The organism is Streptomyces sp. CNT372 (genome assembly GCF_000377145.1).
This window is the reverse complement of the sequence record NZ_KB897777.1, coordinates 186,278-205,465: the sequence shown is the minus strand read 5'-3', so window position 1 is coordinate 205,465 and position 19,188 is coordinate 186,278. Positions and strand designations below refer to the sequence as shown.

The 19,188-nt window shown below is 74.5% G+C and carries 17 protein-coding genes; 14 read left to right on the top strand and 3 right to left on the bottom strand.

Going from position 1 to position 19,188, the window contains the following annotated elements:
* The first annotated feature begins 146 nt into the window (after positions 1-146).
* The 12 genes from C593_RS0103475 to C593_RS0103420 all read left to right on the top strand — a co-directional run bounded on the left by C593_RS0103475 (position 147) and on the right by C593_RS0103420 (position 13,506).
* A complete protein-coding gene (locus tag C593_RS0103475; protein WP_018845922.1) occupies positions 147-953 on the top strand; it encodes an aldose epimerase family protein in 807 nt (268 codons plus the stop codon).
* 58 nt (positions 954-1,011) lie between these two features.
* On the top strand, positions 1,012-1,551 hold the full coding sequence (pyrE, locus tag C593_RS0103470) for an orotate phosphoribosyltransferase (RefSeq protein ID WP_018845921.1): 540 nt from the start codon (positions 1,012-1,014) through the stop codon (positions 1,549-1,551).
* 210 nt (positions 1,552-1,761) lie between these two features.
* Entirely contained in the window at positions 1,762-2,784 is a 1,023-nt protein-coding gene (gene fbaA / locus C593_RS0103465; protein ID WP_018845920.1) for a class II fructose-bisphosphate aldolase, read from the top strand.
* A gap of 129 nt (positions 2,785-2,913) precedes the next feature.
* Positions 2,914-4,119: a MalY/PatB family protein gene (locus tag C593_RS0103460; RefSeq protein WP_018845919.1), complete on the top strand. Its 1,206-nt coding sequence runs from the start codon at positions 2,914-2,916 to the stop codon at positions 4,117-4,119.
* 121 nt (positions 4,120-4,240) lie between these two features.
* Positions 4,241-6,034 (top strand): DHA2 family efflux MFS transporter permease subunit, encoded by a 1,794-nt coding sequence (locus tag C593_RS0103455; RefSeq protein WP_018845918.1) that lies wholly within the window; start codon positions 4,241-4,243, stop codon positions 6,032-6,034.
* 10 nt (positions 6,035-6,044) lie between these two features.
* Positions 6,045-6,458, top strand: a complete 414-nt coding sequence (locus C593_RS0103450; RefSeq protein ID WP_018845917.1) for a DUF3151 domain-containing protein — start codon at positions 6,045-6,047, stop codon at positions 6,456-6,458.
* A gap of 219 nt (positions 6,459-6,677) precedes the next feature.
* Positions 6,678-7,499: a tryptophan 2,3-dioxygenase family protein gene (locus C593_RS0103445; RefSeq protein ID WP_018845916.1), complete on the top strand. Its 822-nt coding sequence runs from the start codon at positions 6,678-6,680 to the stop codon at positions 7,497-7,499.
* Entirely contained in the window at positions 7,492-8,685 is a 1,194-nt protein-coding gene (kynU, locus tag C593_RS0103440) for a kynureninase (protein ID WP_018845915.1), read from the top strand. Before C593_RS0103445 ends, kynU begins: the two co-directional genes overlap by 8 nt.
* Positions 8,686-8,925: 240 nt before the next feature.
* Entirely contained in the window at positions 8,926-9,795 is an 870-nt protein-coding gene (locus C593_RS0103435; protein WP_018845914.1) for an alpha/beta hydrolase, read from the top strand.
* 338 nt (positions 9,796-10,133) lie between these two features.
* Positions 10,134-11,519 (top strand): histidine kinase, encoded by a 1,386-nt coding sequence (locus C593_RS0103430; protein WP_018845913.1) that lies wholly within the window; start codon positions 10,134-10,136, stop codon positions 11,517-11,519.
* Positions 11,516-12,175, top strand: coding sequence for a response regulator (locus tag C593_RS0103425; protein WP_018845912.1), 660 nt, complete (start codon positions 11,516-11,518; stop codon positions 12,173-12,175). The genes C593_RS0103430 and C593_RS0103425 overlap by 4 nt, the downstream gene beginning before the upstream one ends.
* Before the next feature lie 98 nt (positions 12,176-12,273).
* Entirely contained in the window at positions 12,274-13,506 is a 1,233-nt protein-coding gene (locus C593_RS0103420; protein WP_018845911.1) for a cytochrome P450, read from the top strand.
* 186 nt (positions 13,507-13,692) lie between these two features.
* On the opposite strand, the gene C593_RS0103415 is transcribed toward C593_RS0103420, so the two are convergent.
* A complete protein-coding gene (locus tag C593_RS0103415; protein WP_018845910.1) occupies positions 13,693-15,309 on the bottom strand; it encodes a hypothetical protein in 1,617 nt (538 codons plus the stop codon).
* A complete protein-coding gene (locus C593_RS0103410) occupies positions 15,306-16,307 on the bottom strand; it encodes an ABC transporter ATP-binding protein (RefSeq protein ID WP_018845909.1) in 1,002 nt (333 codons plus the stop codon). The genes C593_RS0103415 and C593_RS0103410 overlap by 4 nt, the downstream gene beginning before the upstream one ends.
* 103 nt (positions 16,308-16,410) lie before the next feature.
* Between C593_RS0103410 and C593_RS28745 the strand changes: the two genes are divergently transcribed.
* Both C593_RS28745 and C593_RS0103400 read left to right on the top strand, forming a co-directional pair.
* Complete coding sequence (locus C593_RS28745; protein WP_018845908.1) at positions 16,411-16,944, top strand: MarR family transcriptional regulator; 534 nt, start codon at positions 16,411-16,413, stop codon at positions 16,942-16,944.
* Positions 16,945-17,240: 296 nt separating this feature from the next.
* The gene (locus tag C593_RS0103400) at positions 17,241-18,404 is read left to right on the top strand and encodes an amidinotransferase domain-containing protein (RefSeq protein ID WP_018845907.1); all 1,164 of its coding nucleotides are present in this window, start codon (positions 17,241-17,243) and stop codon (positions 18,402-18,404) included.
* Here C593_RS0103400 and C593_RS0103395 read toward each other — a convergent pair.
* Entirely contained in the window at positions 18,395-19,108 is a 714-nt protein-coding gene (locus C593_RS0103395) for a hypothetical protein (protein WP_018845906.1), read from the bottom strand. The two genes, C593_RS0103400 and C593_RS0103395, sit on opposite strands and share 10 nt — an antisense overlap.
* Positions 19,109-19,188 lie beyond the last annotated feature (80 nt).

Sequence of the window (19,188 nt, the reverse complement as noted above, 5' to 3'; positions counted from 1 at the left end):
CCCGCGGACGTACCCGCCCCCGGAACGCCCCGCCCCGACGGAACCGCCCCACCCGTACGGAACCGCCCCCGCACGGACCCGAGCCCTTCGGTGCCGTCGGCGCGGACCGGCCCGGCGGACGGCCTCCGCGCGGATAGTGTCCTCGTGTGAAGAGCAGCGAACAGAGCATCCGGCTCGCCGCCGGGGACGTCGAGTTGACCGTGCATCCGGAGAACGGCTGCCGCATCGGGAGCCTGCGTATCGACGGCACCGAACTGCTGCGCCAGGGCGAGCACTACGGCACCTTCCCCATGGCCCCCTGGTGCGGACGCCTTCGGGACGGGCGCTTCCGCAACGGCGCCGACACCCATCAACTCCCGCTCAACGCGGCGCCGCACGCCATCCACGGTACCGTCCGGGACACCGCCTGGCGCACCGCGCGGGCCACGGCGGACGAGGCCGCGTTCACCTGTGACCTCGCCGAGCCCTGGCCCTACCCGGGCAAGGTCACCCAGACCTTCGCCCTCACCCCGGACTCGCTCACCGTCGCCCTCGGCGTGGAGACGGCCGAGAACTCCTTCCCGGCCCAGGCCGGCTGGCACCCGTGGTTCCTGCGGAACCTCGGTGACGGGGAGGACGCCCGGCTGGACTTCGCGCCCGAGTGGCAGGAGGAGCGCGGCGAGGACCATCTGCCGACCGGGAAGCGGATCGAGGTCCTGCCCGGCCCCTGGGACGACTGCTTCGGTATGCCGGACGGTGTCCGCGCCACCCTGACCTGGCCGGAACGCCTGGAGCTGACGGTCACCAGCCCCGCCCGCTGGGTGGTGGTCTACGACGAGCAGCGGGAGGCGGTCTGCGTGGAGCCGCAGACCGGTCCGCCGGACGGCCTGAACACGGACCCCGAGCTGGTCACCCTGATCGAGCCCCTGGAGACCTCCATGACCTGGACCTGGCGGCGGCTGGACGGCTCCTGACCGGCCCCTGCCCGGCGCGGGGACGGCCCCCGGCCGGGCAGCGCATAAGCTCGTGGGCATGACTGACGTTCGCGCTGAGCTGCTCCAGCAGATCAAGGACAAGGCCGTGGTGCACGGCAAGGTGACCCTCTCCTCGGGCATCGAGGCCGACTGGTACATCGATCTGCGCCGGATCACGCTCGACGGCGAGGCCGCGCCGATGGTCGGCCAGGTCATGCTGGACGCCACCGCGCACCTGGACTACGACTGCGTCGGCGGCCTCACCCTGGGCGCCGACCCGGTCGCGACCTCGATGCTGCACGCCTCCGCCGCCCGGGGGCAGCGGCTGGACGCCTATGTGGTCCGCAAGGCGGGCAAGGCGCACGGCATGCAGCGGCGCATCGAGGGCACCGACGTGAAGGGCCGCCGCTGCCTGGTGGTCGAGGACGTCTCCACCACCGGCGGCTCCCCGCTGACGGCCGTCGAGGCGGTCCGCGAGGCCGGAGGCGAGGTCGTCGCGGTCGCCGTGATCGTCGAGCGCGGTGCCGCTCCGAAGATCGCCGAGGCGGGCCTCCCCTATGTCAACGCCTACTCCCTGGACGAGCTCGGACTCGGCTGAACGGACCGGCCGGATCCGGCCGAATCACCTCCGAACTGGTCAGACGGTAAAGGGCGGGCTGTTTCACGTGAAACGGTCCGCCCCTGGTGTATCCGGGCGCCCGGCCGCTGTGGTGCCGGAGGGGGAGTCTGGAAAGATGGCCCCGACGATGACGTCGCCCACAGGTCAGGGCCAGCACCACCACACCCGCACATCACAAGGAGCGGACACATGCCCATCGCGACTCCCGAGGTCTACAACGAGATGCTCGACCGGGCGAAGGCAGGCAAGTTCGCCTACCCGGCCATCAACGTGACTTCGTCGCAGACCCTGCACGCCGCCCTGCGTGGCTTCGCCGAGGCCGAGAGCGACGGCATCATCCAGATCTCCACCGGCGGTGCCGAGTTCCTGGGTGGCCAGTACAACAAGGACATGGTCACCGGCGCCGTCGCCCTGGCCGAGTTCGCGCACATCGTCGCCGCCAAGTACGACATCACGGTCGCCCTGCACACCGACCACTGCCCGAAGGACAAGCTGGACGGCTATGTGCGGCCGCTGCTCGACATCTCCGCCGAGCGCGTGAAGGCCGGCCGCAACCCGCTCTTCCAGTCGCACATGTGGGACGGCTCGGCCGAGACCCTTGCCGACAACCTGGCCATCGGCCAGGAGCTGCTGGCCCAGGCCGCCGCCGCGAAGATCATCCTTGAGGTCGAGATCACCCCGACCGGTGGCGAGGAGGACGGCGTCACCCACGAGATCAACGACGAGCTGTACACCACCGTCGAGGACGCCCTGCGCACCGCCGAGGCCCTCGGCCTGGGCGAGAAGGGCCGCTACCTGCTGGCCGCCTCCTTCGGCAACGTGCACGGCGTCTACAAGCCGGGCAACGTCGTGCTCCGTCCCGAGCTGCTCAAGGACCTCCAGCAGGGTGTGGGCGAGAAGTACGGCAAGGCATCGCCGTTCGACTTCGTCTTCCACGGCGGCTCCGGTTCCACCGCCGAGGAGATCACCACCGCGCTGGAGAACGGCGTCGTCAAGATGAACCTCGACACGGACACCCAGTACGCGTTCACCCGCCCCGTCGCGGACCACATGTTCAAGAACTACGACGGTGTGCTCAAGGTGGACGGCGAGGTCGGCTCGAAGAAGACCTACGACCCGCGCACCTGGGGCAAGCTGGCCGAGGCGGGCATGGCGAAGCGCGTCGGCGAGGCGTGCGCCGCGCTGCGCTCCGCCGGCACCAGGATGAAGTAACCGGCTGTCGTACCGCGGGCCCGGCTCCCTCTCCTCTCGGGGGCCGGGCCCGTGGCGCGCCCGGCACCGGTACATCCGGTGAGACCGACGACCGAGGAACGACGACCGAGGAAACAGGGAGGGAAGCGGATGGGATCGGGGACAACGGCGTCCGGTGGTCCGGGGGCGGGCTTCGACTTCGACGCGGTGGTGGACCGCCGGGGCACCTGGTGCGTCCAGTGGGACGGGGTGGCCGACCGGTTCGGGGTGGACGGGCTGCTGCCGTTCACCATCTCCGACATGGACTTCCCCTCGCCGCCCGCGGTGCTCGACGCGCTGCGGAGCCGGATCGACCACGGGGTGTTCGGCTACACGGACTGGCAGCACGAGGACTTCCTCTCCGCCGTCCGGGACTGGTTCGCCCGCCGCCACGGGACGCGGATCGACACCGACCGGCTGGTGTACGCGCCCTCGGTGCTCAACCAGCTCTCGCAACTGCTGAGGATGTGGACGGAGCCGGGCGAGGGTGTGGTCGTCCACACCCCGACCTACGACGGGTTCCGCAAGGCGATCGACGGCCTCGGGCGGGAGCTGCGCGGGGTGCCCGTGGGCGACGAGAAGGCACTGGAGGCGCAGCTCGCCCGCCCGGACAGCAGGGTCCTGGTGCTCTGCTCGCCCCACAACCCGACCGGCCGGGTGTGGACGGAGGCCGAACTGCGCCGCACCGCGGAGCTGGCCCGGGCGCACGGTGTCGCCGTCGTCAGCGACGAGATCCACTCCGACCTGGTCCACGAGGGCGGCGTCCATCTGCCCTGGACGAGGTTCGCCACGGGCCGCTGGGCGCTGATCACCTCCGCGACCAAGGCGTTCAACTTCCCCGCGCTGACCGGCTCCTACGGGCTGGTCGGGGACGCGGCCGACCACGCGGAGTTCCTGCGCCGGATGCGGACGGGGGAGGGGCTCGCCTCGCCCGCGGTGCTCTCGCTCACCGCGCACATCGCCGCGTACCGGGAGGGCGGTCCCTGGCTGGACGCGCTGCGCGGATATGTGGCGGGCAACCTGCGGCTGATGGCGGAGCGGCTGGACGCGGCCTTCCCCGAGCTGGGGTGGCGGCCGCCGGAGGCGGGCTACCTGGCCTGGATCGACCTGCGGCCCCTCGGCATCGGGACGACCGTCTCCGAGGAGACGCTGCAACGGGAGCTGATCGACACGGAGCGGGTCGCGGTGATGCCCGGCGGGACGTACGGCTGCCCCGGCTTCGTCCGCCTCAACGTGGGCTGTCCCCGGGCCAAGGCGGAACGGGGCGTGGACGCGCTGATCAGCGCGGTGACCCGGCTCCGCGCGGGGCGCGGCTGACGCGGCGGGAGCGGTCGGGCGGGGCCCGGCTCGGCCGATCGGACGGCCCGGCGCGGACCGGGCCGTTCTTCTCCTCGCACGCCGGGTCGTCGGGTGGGCGGGCGGCTGGGATCATCGCGGTATGGCCAATCGCCGGGACGAGGAGCCGCCGGACCCCGACCGCCACCGCCACCGCCGCGCGCCGGAGGGGGAGACGGAGCCAGGCCCCGCGCCGGGCCGGGCGCCCGCCGAGCACGGCGGCCCCGCGCAGCCCGGCCCCGCCGGGGACGCCGCCCCCGGCGCGCCCGGTGCGGAGGACGCCGAGGGCGCTGACGTGCCAGGTCCCGTGCCGGCCGGTGCGGCGGGTGCCGCCCAGGACCCGCCCGGGCCGGACATCCGGCTCGCCTCGCCGGCCGGCCGGTGGGTGGTGCTGACCACCGTCCTCGGGTCCGGGATGGCGCTGCTGGACTCCACCGTCGTCAACGTCGCCCTGCCCCGGATCGGCCGGGACCTCGACGCCGAGCTGTCCGTCCTCCAGTGGACCGTCAACGCCTACATGCTCACGCTCGCCGGACTGATCCTCCTCGGCGGCGCCCTGGGCGACCGGTACGGGCGGCGGCGGATCTTCGTCCTCGGGGTGGTCTGGTTCGCGATCGGCTCGCTGCTCTGCGGGATCGCGCCCAACGGCGAGATCCTGGTGGCCGCCCGTGCCCTCCAGGGGATCGGCGGGGCGCTGCTGACCCCCGGGTCCCTCGCGCTGATCCAGGCGAGTTTCCATCCCGACGACCGGGCCCGCGCGGTGGGACTGTGGTCCGGGTTCGGCGGCGTCGGCGCGGCGATCGGGCCGTTCGTGGGCGGCTGGCTGGTCGACGGGCCCGGCTGGCGCTGGGTGTTCCTGCTCAACGTCCCGCTGGCCGCCGTCTGCGTGCCCGTCGCCCTGCGGCACGTCCCCGAGTCGCGCGACCCGCACGCGAGCGGCCGGTTCGACGTGCCGGGCGCGGTGCTCGGGGCGCTCGCCCTGGGGCTGGTGACCTACGCGCTGATCGACGCGAGCGTCTGGGCGGGGCTGGCGGGCGTGGTGGTCGCGGTGGCCTTCGTCCTCGTCGAGCACCGGCGGCCCAAGCCGATGCTGCCCCTGTCGCTGTTCCGGATCCGGCTGTTCACCGCCGTCAACGTGGTCACCCTGTGCGTGTACGCGGCCTTCGGCGGGTTCTTCTTCCTGGTCGTGCTCCAGCTGCAAGTCGTCTCCGGCTACTCGGCCCTCGGCGCGGGCACCGCCCTGCTGCCCACCACGGTCCTGATGCTGCTGCTCTCCGCCCGCTCCGGTGAGCTGGGCGAACGGATCGGTCCGCGCATCCCGCTCACCGTCGGACCCCTGCTCTGCGCGGGCGGGATGATGCTGATGCTGCGCGTCGGCGAGGGCGCCTCGTACCTCCGGGACGTGCTGCCCGCCCTGCTGGTCATGGGCCTCGGCATGGTCACCCTGGTCGCGCCGCTCACCGCGACCGTCCTCGCCTCCGTGGACACGGCGCGCGCCGGGATCGCCAGCGGGATCAACAACGCGGCCGCCCGCGCGGCGGGCCTGGTCGCGGTCGCGGCCCTGCCGCTCCTCGCGGGCATGGGGCCGGAGGCGTACCGCTCGGCGGAGGAGTTCGGGGAGAGCTTCCGGCGGGCCATGCCGATCTGCGCCGGGGTCCTGGTCGCCGGGGCGCTGATCGCCTGGGCCACGGTCCGGAGGCCCCCGCCGGCCGCGCCGGAGGCCGACCGTTGCCACCCCGAGTGCCGGATCAACTGCGGTGTGGTGTCCCCGCCGCTGGAACCCGCGCTACCGGAGCCCGCCGACGGGCGCACGGCCGGCGAACGGGAGGCCGGCCGCGCGGACGACCTCCCGTCCGGGGCGCCGCCCGGACGGGACACCGGCCGCGGTGACCTGTGACACTGAGGGCATGTCCATCCACGAGAACCTGCTCGGGGGCCCGCCCCCGACCCGTCTGCCCGACGAGCCCGAGCCGCGCGAACTGCTCGCGAGCGGCACGTCCCCCGCCGATGTGGCGGCCAAGTACCCCACCAGCTCGCTCGCCTGGGCCCGCCTCGCCGACGACGCCTTCGAGAACGGCAGCGTCGTCGAGTCCTACGCGTACGCACGCACCGGCTACCACCGGGGCCTGGACGTACTGCGCCGCAACGGCTGGAAGGGCCATGGGCCCGTGCCGTGGGAGCACGAGCCCAACCGGGGCTTCCTGCGCGCCCTGCACGCCCTCGCCCGTGCCGCGCAGGCGATCGGCGAGCAGGCCGAGTACGAGCGCTGCACCACCTTCCTGCGGGAGTCGTCCGAGACGGCGGCCGACACCCTCGGCTGAACGCCGAACGCCGAACGCCGTGCGGTCGAACGGCAGGGACACGGGCCCGCGCCCCCTCGGGGGAGCGGGCCCGTTGTGCGCCCGCGCGGGCGTGGCGGAGAGGGGGCGCATCTCACCCGTCCGCGCGCCGGAACCTCGCCTTATGATGCCGGTGGGGACCGGGGCCCACACCGGATCAGGAAGGGGCGGACCGCTACCCGGACCGTCGAGGAGACAGCGATGTCACATGACGCCGCCCCGAACCTGGATTTCGCGGGCACCACTCCCTACGAGGACTACGTGCAGGCGGACGTCCTCACCCACCTCCAGCACCCCCTCTCGGACGACCCGGGAGAGATGGTGTTCCTGGTGACCACCCAGGTCATGGAGCTGTGGTTCACCGTGATCGTCCACGAGTGGGAGACCGCCGCGCGCGCCCTGCGCGAGGACGACCTCCCCGTCGCCCGGGACGCCCTCAAGCGTTCGGTCCGCGAGCTGGAGGCGCTGAACGCCTCCTGGCGGCCGCTGGCCAATCTGACCCCCGCGCAGTTCAACTCCTACCGCAGCGCCCTCGGCGAGGGCTCCGGCTTCCAGTCGGCCATGTACCGGCGGATGGAGTTTCTGCTCGGTGACAAGTCGGCCTCCATGCTGGTCCCGCACCGGGGCGCGCCCCGGGTCCACGCGGAGCTGGAGAAGGCCCTCCACGAGCCGAGCCTCTACGACGAGGTGCTGCGGCTGCTGGCCCGGCGCGGGTACGACGTCCCGGCCGGGGTCCTGGAGCGCGATCTGTCGCAGAAGTACGAGCCCTCGCCCGAGGTCGAGCGGGTCTGGGCGGAGCTGTACGGGGCCGAGGAGCAGGACACCGACCTGATGCGCCTGGCCGAGGCCCTGACCGATGTCGGCGAGCTGGTGTGGCGCTGGCGCAACGACCACCTGGTGGCGACCCGGCGGGCGATGGGCTCCAAGGTCGGCACCGGCGGCTCCGCCGGGGTCGCCTGGCTGGAGAAGCGCGCCCGCAAGAACGTCTTCCCCGAGCTGTGGACGGCCCGCAGCCATGTCTGAGTCCCTGGCCGGAAAGGCCGCGGCGCTCGACGCCGCAGACGAACTGGCCGGTGCGCGGAAGCTGTTCGCGCTGGACGACACCGTCTACCTGGACGGCAACTCCCTCGGCGCGCTGCCCGCGCACGTCCCGGACCGGGTCGCCGACGTGGTGCGGCGCCAGTGGGGGGAGCTGCGGATCCGCTCCTGGACCGAGGGCGACTGGTGGACCGCGCCCGAGCGGATCGGCGACCGGATAGCGCCGCTGGTCGGTGCCGCCCCCGGGCAGGTGGTCGTGGGCGACTCCACCAGCGTGAACGTCTTCAAGGCGGTCGTCGGGGCGGTGCGCCTGGTGGACGACCCGGCGCGTACCGATGTGCTGGTGGACGCGTCGACCTTCCCCACGGACGGGTACATCGCCGAGTCCGCCGCGCGGATGACGGGCCGGCGGATCGTCCCGGTCGACCCGGCCGAGCTGCCCGCCGCGCTCGGTCCGGCCACGGCGGTGGCCCTGGTCAACCACGTCGACTACCGCTCGGGCCGGCTGCACGACCTGCCCGGTCTCACGGCGGCGGTCCACGCGGCGGGCGCCCTCGCCGTCTGGGACCTGTGCCACAGCGCGGGCGCGCTGCCGGTCGGGCTGGACGCGCACGGGGTCGACCTGGCCGTCGGCTGCACGTACAAGTACCTCAACGGCGGCCCCGGCTCGCCCGCGTACCTCTACGTCGCCTGCCGCCACCAGGACGCCTTCGACTCCCCGCTGCCGGGCTGGACCTCGCACGAGGACCCGTTCGCCATGACCCCCGCGTACGTGCCCGCGCCGGGTGCCGTGCGCGGGCGGGTCGGGACGCCGGACATCCTGTCGATGCTGGCCCTGGAGGCGGCCCTCGACGTCTGGGACGGCGTCGCGATCGAGGCTGTCCGGGCGAAGAGCCTGGCGCTGACGGACTTCTTCCTGGAGTGCGTCGCCGCCTACGTCCCCGAGGGCCGGGTCACCTCGCTGACGCCCGCCGCCCACCCGGAGCGCGGCAGCCAGGTGGCGCTGGCCTGCGCGGAGGCGCCCCGGGTGATGGACGAGCTGATCGCGCGCGGAGTGGTCGGCGATCTGCGCCGCCCGGACGTGCTGCGCTTCGGCTTCACCCCGCTGTACGTGGGCTTCGCGGACGCGGAGCGCGCGGCGCGGGTGCTCGCGGAGGTGCTGGCGGGCTGATCCGCGCCGGTCGCGGTGCACACGCGGGAGCCGCCCCCGGGGGCCGTCGGGGACTCGGGGGCCGGCTCCTTCGCGTCCGGGGCACGGTGGGCCCGGTGGCGCCCGGGGAGCGCGTCCGCTCCCGGGTGCGGACGAGCCCGCCGTGACCGTCCGGGCCGCCGCGTACGACCCCCGCCGTGCTGGTAGCGTCCCGGCTGGCCAGGTCGAATTCGCACGCACCGCGGGACTGTTGGAGCGCACATGCCGGACCCCGTCGCCCGGGACGCCGCCGAGGAAGAGTCGGCGTTCTCCCACCCTCCCGTCGAGCCCGACGCCTCCCTTCCCTACGGCGACCACCCCGATCAGCTCGTCGACTTCTACGCGCCGCGCGGCGGGCACGCGAGCGTCCCCCTGGTCGTCCTGCTGCACGGCGGTGCGTGGCGGGCGCCGTACGACCGGCGGCATGTCACCCCGTTCGCGGACTTCCTCGCCCGCCGGGGGCTCGCCGTGGCGAACGTCGAGTACCGGCGGGGCCGGGAGATCCCCGGTCAGCGCGGGTCGGGCCCCGTCGCCGGGCGCTGGCCGGACACCTTCGACGACGTGGCCGCCGCCCTCGACGCCCTGCCCGAACTGGCCGCGAGGGCACTGCCCCGGGCGGACCTGCGGCGCACGGTCGTCGCCGGGCACTCCGCCGGCGGCCACCTCGCGCTCTGGGTGGCGGCCCGGCACGTCCTGCCCGCCGGTTCGCCCTGGCGGCTGCCCGCCCCGCCCCCGCTGCGCGGCGTCGTCGCCCTCGCGCCGATCGCGGACTTCGCCACCGCCGCCGGGCTCGACGTCTGCGGCGGCGCGGTCGGCCAGCTCCTCGGCCCGGAGGAGGAGTACGAGGCGCGCGCCGCGCACACCGACCCCGCCGTTCTGCTGCCGACCGGCATCGCGACCGTGGTCGTCCAGGGCCGGAGCGACATCGTGGTGCCGCAGGCCGTGAGCGAGGCGTTCGTCGACGCGGCGGCCCGGGCGGGCGAGACGGTCGGCTGGACGCTGCTGGAGGAGGTCGGCCACTTCCCGCTGATCGACCCGGCGGCCGACGCCTGCGCGGTCGTGGCCGAGGAGATCGCCCAGCTCGCCTGGTGACGGCCGCGGACGCGGTCCGCGCCCGGCCCGACCTACGCGCCCGGCGCGCCGGACGCGACCGACGCGCTGATACGGCCCGGAGGGAGCGGGGCCGGCCGCCGCCCGGCCCCGCCCCGGGACCCCGGCCCGGCCGGCCGGGACCCCGCCGCGGGAACCTGGGGCCCGGCCCGGCGGCCCCGTGACCCCGGCCCGGCCGCCCCGGAACCCCGGCCGCCCGTGACCCCCGCCACCCCGGGACTCCGGGAGACCCGCGCCGACCAGGTCATCCTCAAGGCGGATGCCCGAGGATCCGCAGCGATGCTGACGACCCCCGCCGCCGGTCCGCTTACCTTCGATACGTGACCGAGAAGACTCGCAGCCCCGAGTACCGCCTCGTCGAGGGCGCGCTCAGCGGCCTCCGCCAGGACCTGCTCCGCGACGCGTTCGCCTACCGACCCCTGCCTCCCCTGAGCACGGACGGCGCGCTGCTGCGCCGTCTGCCGGAGGGCCGGATACGTGAGGCGGCGCGGTGGCTGCCGCACGCCGCCGTGCTCTTCATGGCCTTCTGGACCTTCCTCGTCGCGATGGCGTCCACACCGATGGGCGGTCCCGGCCTGGTGATCAGCCTGGTTCCGACGGGTGCCGTGGTCATGACCCTGATCCGGCCGGTCGGCGCCTGGTGGGTCTCGCTGCTCAGTTCGCCGTTCGTCGCCGTGCTCACCGGGGCGTACGACGAGTGGCCGTGGTCGCCCGCCGGCTTCCTGTCCCACCTGACGGTGATGACCGTGGTCGCCCTGCGCACCGGCCCCCGCGCTGCGGGCTGGATGTGGGCGCTGACCGCCGCGTACTCGGTCTTCGCCGACGTCGCCTTCAGCCGCGGCGACTACAGTTCGGTGGCCGCGCCGATGCTGTTCATGTCCGCGGTGATCCTGCTCGCCGTGAGCATGTTCCTGATCCGGCGCAACGCCGACCAGGAGGTGGCCGCCCAGCAGACCGTCACCGCCGTCGAGCGCGACCGGCGGACCCTGCTGGAGGAGCGCACCACCATCGCCCGTGAGCTGCACGACGTGGTGGCGCACCACATGTCGGTCGTCGCCATCCAGGCGGAGGCCGCGCCCTACCGGGTGGAGAACCCGCCCGAGGAACTGGAGAAGGCGTTCGCGACGATCCGGGAGAACGCGGTCGCCGCGCTGACCGAGCTGCGGCGCATCCTCGGGGTGGTCCGGGCCGAGGACTACCAGGCCCCCGACGCGCCCCAGCCGATGCTGAGCGATCTCGACAACCTGCTGGCCAACGTCCGCGAGGCGGGTCTGGAGACCGAGAAGACGATCACCGGCGCGGTCCGCGAGCTGCCCCCGGGCGTGGAGCTCTCCGCGTACCGGATCATCCAGGAGGCGCTGAGCAACGCGCTGCGGCACGCCCCCGGTGCCACGGCGAAGATCGAGATCTCCTATGTCCTCGGCGGTCTGGGCCTGCGGATCGTGAACACCGCCCCGCAGGGCCTGGTCAAGCCCGCCCGTCGCCCGGCCGCCGGCTCGCAGCAAGGACTGCGCCCGCACCTGACCAGCGGGGCCGGCCACGGCATCACCGGGATGCGGGAGCGTGTCACCATGCTCAGCGGTGAGATGACCGCCGAACCGACCGCCGAGGGCGGGTACGAGGTGACCGCGTTCATCCCCGTCGCCGCCGACCGGGCGGCCGAGTCCGCCGGTGGCATGTCCCAGCCGGCCGAGGAGCCCCGATGAGCATTCGCGTCATGATCGTCGACGACCAGGCCATGGTCCGCGAGGGCTTCTCGGTCCTGCTGGGCGCGATGCCGGACATCGAGGTCGTCGGCGAGGCGGTCAACGGCCGCGAGGCGGTCGCCAAGGTCGCCGAACTCGCCCCGGACGTGGTCCTGATGGACATCCGGATGCCGGAGCTGAACGGCATCGACGCCACCCGGGAGATCGTCGCCGCCGACACCGGCGCGAAAGTGCTGGTCCTGACCACCTTCGATCTCGACGAGTACGTGTACCAGGCGCTGCGCGCCGGGGCCTCGGGCTTCCTGCTGAAGGACGCCTCCGCGCGGCAGCTGGCCGACGGGGTGCGGGTGGTCGCGGACGGTGAGGCGCTGCTCGCGCCGACGGTCACCCGCCGGCTGATCACCGAGTTCTCCAAGCTGGCGGAGAACCCCCGCCCGGCGGCGATGACGCAGGTGGGCGATCTGACCGAGCGCGAGACGGAGGTCCTGGTGCTGATCGCGCAGGGCCTGTCGAACGCGGAGATCGCCTCCCATCTGGTGGTCGCCGAGTCCACCATCAAGACGCATGTCAGCCGGGTCCTGGTGAAGCTGGGGCTGCGGGACCGGACCCAGGCGGCGGTCTTCGCGTACGAGGCGCGGCTGGTCACGCCCGCCTGACGCGGCGGAGTGCGAGGTTCCTCCGGGGCGGGGCGGGTCCCGCCCCGGGCCGGTCCCGGGGCTGGTCAGGGAGACGGGCGCGGGGCTAGCGTCCGGTCATGGACGACCTCGCGCCCGACACCCCCGTGGACCGGCTCTTCCGCCCGCAGGACCCGGCCTTCGCCGCCGACCCGTACCCGGCCTTCGCCGCGCTGCGCGAGCGCGGCCGCGTCCACTGGTACGCGCCCACCCGGCAGTACCTCGTCCCGCACCACGCCGACGTCTCGGCGCTGCTGCGGGACCGGCGGCTCGGGCGGACCTATCTGCACCGCTTCGGTCACGAGGACTTCGGCCGCCCGGCCCCGCCCGCCGCGCACGAGCCCTTCCACACCCTCAACGACCACGGGCTGCTCGACCTGGAGGCGCCGGACCACACGCGCATCCGGCGGCTGGTCACCAAGGCGTTCACCCCGAGGACCGTGCGCGAGCTGGAGCCGGTGGTCCGGCGGCTCGCGGCCGAGCTGGTCGCCGCACTGGTGAAGGCCGGTGGCGGCGACCTGGTGGCCGAGGTGGCCGAGCCCCTGCCGGTCGCCGTGATCGCGGAGATGCTGGGCGTCCCGGAGTCCGACCGGCCCCTGCTGCGGCCCTGGTCGGCCGACATCTGCGGGATGTACGAGCTGAACCCGTCGCAGGAGACGGCGGCACGGGCGGTCCGGGCGTCCACCGAGTTCAGCGTTTATCTGCGGGAGCTGATCGCCCACCGCCGCACCGACCCCGGCGAGGACCTGGTCTCGGCCCTGATCGCCGCGCACGACGAGGGCGACCGCCTCAGCGAGCAGGAGATGGTCTCCACCTGCGCCCTGCTGCTGAACGCGGGCCACGAGGCGACCGTCAACACCACCTCCAACGGCTGGTGGACCCTCTTCCGCCACCCGGACCGGCTCGCCGCCCTGCGCGCCGACCACTCCCTGCTGCCCACGGCGGTGGAGGAGCTGATGCGCTTCGACACCCCGCTCCAGCTCTTCGAGCGCTGGGTCCTCGACGACATCGAGATCGACGGGACGGTGATCCCGCGCGGCTCCGAACTCGCCCTCCTCTTCGGCTCGGCCAACCGCGACGGCGCCCGTTTCGAGCGTCCCGACGAGCTGGACCTGTCCCGCGCCGACAACCCGCACATCAGCTTCGGCGCGGGCATCCACTACTGCCTGGGCGCCCCGCTCGCGCGGGTCGAACTGGGCGCTTCGTTCGGCGAGTTGCTGCGGGAGGCGCCGGGGATGCGGCTGGTCGCGGAACCGGAGTGGAAGCCCGGCTTCGTGATCCGGGGTGTACGGGAGCTGCGCGTGGAGCTGTGACCCCGAGTGCGGGTGCGCAAGGGGCGGTGAGCCGGGTGGAGCTGCGCGTGGAGCGGTGAGGCAGGGTGCGGGGCGGGCGGAGCGGTGAGCCGGGTGCGGGGCGCGGGGAGCGGTGACCCGGAGTGCCGGTGCGGCGGGCTGTGGCCCCGGGTGCGGGGCGGTGGGACGCGCCCCGCACCCGGGGTGTCACGCCCTCAGGTCCCGCCGGCGCAGCCCGGCGAGCCCCGCCGCGACCAGCGCGCCCGCCAGGAGGAGCAGCACCCCCGCGCCCGTCCACGAAGGGTCGGCCGCTCCCGGGAGCTGCGGGAGGTGGGCGAACGGGGAGAGGTCCAGCACCGCCTCCGGGAGGTCCAGGGCCGGGCCGATCCAGCCGATCGCCAGGACCGCGCCCGCCACGCCCCAGGCGGCCGGGGCGGCGCGCGGGATCGCGCCCTGCAGCAGGACCGCGACCGCCCCGACCGTCCACACCGCCGGGAGCCGCACCAGGCAGGCGGCGAACAGCTCCCCGGCGTCCCGGCCGTGGCCGAGCCAGAGGCCTGTCGCCGCGAGGAGCAGGATCACCACCGAGCCGCCGAAGGCGATCAGCAGATGGCCCGCCGCCCAGCGCAGCCGGCCCACGGCGGTGGCCAGCACGGGTTCGGCGCGCCCGGCGGTCTCCTCGCCGTGCAGGCGCAGCGCGGACTGGACCACCCAGAGCGCGGCGACCAGCCCGAACAGTCCTGTCATCGCCGCCACGAACGCGTCCGTCAGGGCCGTCGTGCCACCCATCCGCTCGAAGACGGCCCGGGTCTGCTCGTTGTCGCCGACCAGCTCGGCCGCTCCGTCGACCATGCCGCCGAAGACCGTGCCGGCGGCGAGGAAGCCCAGTGCCCAGCCGGTCAGCGCCCCGCGCTGGAGCCGCCACGCCAGCCCGCCCGCGCTGCCGATCCGCCCGGCGGCGGGCCCGGGGCGGGCCGCAAGGAAGCTCATGCCGACGTCCCGCCGCGCGGTCAGCGCGTAGGCGGTCCCCGCCGACAGGAGCGCGGCGGCGAGCGGGATCAGCAGGACCCACCAGCGGTTCCCGGCGAAGGCGCGCACGTTCTCGGCCCATCCCAGCGGCGAGAGCCAGGTGAGCGGGGACGAGCCGTCGGCGGTCCCCGAGTCGCCCGCCGCCCGGAGCACGAAGGCCGCCCCCAGCGCCGCCGCCGTCACGCCCCGGGCGAGCCGCCCGCTCTCGGTGATCTGGGCGACGCACGCGGCGAGCGCCGCGAACACCGTGCCCGTCCCGCCGACCGCGAGGGCGAGGGCGAGGGCGCCCGCGACGCCCTCCCGGGCCAGTGCGAGGGTCACGACCAGGGCGACCAGCCCGTTGGCGAGGAGGGCGGTGGCCAGCGCGGCGGTCAGCGGCGCCCGCCGGCCCACCATCGCCGAGGAGAGCAGCTCCTGACGGCCGCTCTCCTCCTCGTCGCGGGTGTGCCGGACCACCAGCGCCAGGCTCATCGCCCCGGCCAGCAGCGCCGCGAAGACGCCGAACCGCCAGGCGACCAGGGCGCCGAGCGAGTCCCCGAAGACGGGCCCGACGAGCGAGCGCATCGAGCTGTTGGCGTTCATCGTGGCGGCGGCCCCGGCGCGTTCGGCCGCGCCGGGGTAGACGGCGCCCAGCGCGCCCGGACCGCTCGCGACCAGCGCCCCGATGGTCAGCACCCACACGGGCAGCACGATCCGGTCCCGGCGCAGCGCCAGGCGCAGCAGGGTGCCCGTGCCGGTGAGGGGTCCGGGCCGGCGGGTCCGGGCGGTGGCGGCGAGGGGGAGCGCGGCGGTCACGCCGTCGCCTCCTCGTCCGTGCGGTGCGCGGTCCCGGTCCCGGTGCCGTCGTCCGCGTGATTCCCTGCCCCGGTGCCGTCGTCCGCGTGGCTTCCGGCCCCGGTGCCCCCGTCCCGGCCGTCCGCGTAGTGGCGCAGGAACAGTTCCTCCAGCGTGGGCGGGGTGCTGGTGAGGGAGCGGACCCCGGCCTCGGTGAGCGCCCGCAGGACTCCGTCGAGCCGGTCGGTGTCGACCTGGAGCCGCACCCGGGTGCCCTGCACATCGAGGTCGTGGACACCGGGGAGGGACGCCAGACCGTTCGGCGGTCCGGCCAGTTCGGCGCTCACGCTGGTGCGGGTGAGGTGGCGCAGCTGGGTCAGGGTGCCGGTCTCGACGGTCCGGCCCCGGCGGATGATGGAGACCCGGTCGCAGAGGGTCTCGACCTCGCTGAGGATGTGCGAGGACAGCAGGACCGTACGGCCCCGGTCCCGTTCCTCCGCCACGCACTGCTGGAAGACCTCCTCCATCAGCGGGTCGAGGCCGGAGGTCGGCTCGTCCAGGATCAGCAGGTCGACGTCGGAGGCGAAGGCGGCGACCAGGGCGACCTTCTGCCGGTTGCCCTTGGAGTAGGTGCGCCCCTTCTTGGTCGGGTCGAGTTCGAAGCGCTCGACCAGCGCCGCCCGCCGCGCCGGGTCCAGCCCGCCGCGCAGCCGCCCCAGCAGATCGATGACCTCCCCGCCGGAGAGGTTGCGCCACAGGGTGACGTCCCCGGGCACGTACGCGATCCTGCGGTGCAGGGCGACGGCGTCGCGCCAGGGGTCCATGCCGAGGAGCTGGGCGGCGCCCGAGTCGGCGCGCAGCAGCCCGAGGAGGACCCGGATGGTGGTCGACTTCCCGGACCCGTTGGGCCCGAGGAAGCCGTGGACCTCGCCCGCCCCGACGGTCAGGTCGAGGCCGTCCAGGGCGTGGGTCCGGCCGAAGGACTTGTGCAGTCCGGAGACGGTGATGGCCTTCTTCATGCTTCAGAACATACGCATGTTTCACAAATTTATGAAGATCAGGAACTGTATGAAACACGTATAGACTCGGAACGTCCTGACGGGCGAAGGGAGACGAGGGCCGATGAGCGGCGACGGGGAGGCGGTGTCGCGCTTCGTGGAGCGCTTCGCGTCGGAGCTGGCCGAGGCGGGCATGCAGCGGATGGCGGCGCGGGTGTTCGCGGCGCTGCTGGCGTCCGAGTCGGGGTCGATGACCTCGGCGGAGCTGGCGGAGCAGCTGCGCATCAGCCCGGCGGCGGTCTCCGGGGCGATCCGCTACCTCACCCAGGTCAGTATGGTCGGCCGCGAGCGCGAGCCGGGCTCCCGCCGCGACCGCTATGTGCTCTACAACGAGGTCTGGTACGAGGCGCTCGCCCATCGTGACGTGATCCTCACCCGGTGGGAGAAGCTGCTGCGCGAGGGCGCCGAGACGATGGGCCCGGACACGGCGGCGGGCGCGCGGGCGGCGGAGACGGCGGAGTTCTTCGCGTTCGTGCAGCGGGAGCTGGGGGAGATGCTGGTGCGCTGGCGGGCGCTGCGGGCGGCGGGTGCGCCGGGGCCGGGACAGGGGCGGCCGGAGGAGGCGCCGGGCGCGGCAGGGCCGGGCCCGGACGCCTGAGCCGCCGGGCTGTGCCCGGACGCCTGACCTGCCGGGCCGGTCCGGACCCACGGCGGCACTCCTCCCGGGCCGGACTCACGGCACCCCCTCAGGGGCCTGGCTCTCCGCGACGCCCTCCCGGGCCGGGCGTACGGCGGCACCTCCGCCGGGAGCGCGCGAGGCGCGTGCGGCAGCCCCCGCCCGCGAGGCGCGGAAATGCGTGAACAATCCGCTTTGGGGAGAATCCAACGGGTACGTACTGAGCGGGCTGGTGCGCCTCGCGGTCACTCGCCCCACCCGAGCGGAAGGCGTCCACCATGGCCGTCGTACCGGACACGGATGCGGACACCGGCCCCCGCCGGGGCGCCCACGTCCCGGCCACCGGCACCGGCACCGCCGAACCGTCCACCGCGCCGATCGGGTCGCACAACGAGTGGGACCCGCTGGAGGAGGTCGTCGTCGGACGGCTCGACGGCGCGCGGATCCCCTCCCGGCACCCCGTGGTGGGCTGCAACCTCCCGCGCTGGGCGGCCCGGCTCCAGGGTGTGGCGGCGGGCTTCGCGTATCCGGGGAGGCTGCTCGGTCCGGCCCAGGAGGAGCTCGACGGCTTCATCGACCTGCTGCGCTCCCTGGGTGTCACCGTCGTGCGCCCGGACCCCGTCGACCACGGCAAACGGTTCGCCACCCCCGACTGGTCCTCGCGGGGTTTCTGCAACACCTGCCCGCGCGACAGCCTCCTCGTCGTCGGTGACGAGATCATCGAGGCCCCGATGGCCTGGCCCTGCCGGTACTTCGAGAGCCACTCCTACCGGACGCTGCTCAAGGACTGGTTCCGACGTGGCGCCCGCTGGACGGCCGCGCCGAGACCGCAGCTCACGGACGAACTCTTCGAGCCGGGCTTCCGTCCTGCCGGTGCGGGCGAGCCCGTCCGCCGCATCCTCACCGAGTTCGAGCCGGTCTTCGACGCGGCGGACTTCGTCCGGGCGGGCCGCGACCTCTTCGTCACCCGCAGCAACGTCACCAACCGCACGGGCATCGAGTGGCTGCGCCGTCACCTCGGCCCCGGCTACCGCGTCCACGAGATCGAGAGCCGCTGCCCCGCGCCGATGCACATCGACACGACCTTCGTCCCCCTCGGGCCGGGCCGGGCACTGATCAACCCGGAGTACGTGGACCCCGACCGCCTGCCCGCCGTCCTGGACTCCTGGGAGATCCTGGTCGCCCCGGAGCCCGACCCGATCGAGGACCGGCTGCTGGGGATCACCTCCATGTGCGGGAAGTGGCTCAGCATGAACGTCCTCATGATCGACGAGACCCGGGTGATCGCCGAGCGCCACCACACGGGCATGCTGCGCGCCCTCGAACGCTGGGGCTTCGAGCCGATCCCGTGCGACCTGCTCCACTACGCGCCGTTCGGCGGCTCCTTCCACTGCGCGACGCTGGACGTCCGCCGGCGCGGGACGCTGCAGTCCTACGTCTGACCCGGCCACGGCGGCGGGGCGGCTCCGGCCGGGCTCGCGGGTGCGGTCGTGACCGCCGGCGCGGGCTCCGGCATACCCCGTGCCTCCGCGACCCGCGCGTACCGCAGCCGCTCCCGGCGCCCGCGGACCGGGCGCGCCCAGATCAGCGCCCCGCCGCCGGGCGGGGCCAGAACGCCCCCGCGACAAGCGTCGCCGCACCACCACAGCACCCCGGCGGGGCCCGGGTCGGCCACGGGGTAGCGCTGCTGGAGCGCCACCACCCGCAGCGGCAGCAGCTCGCCGGTGACGGGGGCGGCGAGCACGACCCCGGCCGCCTGCAGGCCCTGCGGCACGGCCCGGGCGGCGCGGGCCCGCCAGGGCCCGGCACCGAGCGCGGCCGCCATCCGCCGGGCGACGACGAGCGAGCCGAGCCCGATGGCACACGCCATCAGGGAGAACGTGACGACCGGGGCCACGAGTTGCCCGACGGGCTCCGCGATCCCCGCCGCCGTCGCCGCCCCGACGGCCATCACGATCAGCGCGCCGCCGAGCACCAGCCGCCCGGCCCGGCGACGGTAGGCCCGCAGTGCCCCGGCGGTCCGGGGGTCGGCCAGCGCGGGGGCCGGGACGGGTGCGTGCGCGAAGCCCCGGTCCGCGGTGGGTGCCCCGTCCGCGCGGCCCGGTCCGCTGCCCGCCCCGCTCGCTCCGCCCGGTTCACCGTCCACGGCGCCTCCCTCCTGTCCGCCCTCGCCCCAGCCCCTCGATGTGCCGGGAGCCCTAGCCCCTCCCGCGCGCGGCGCCCTCG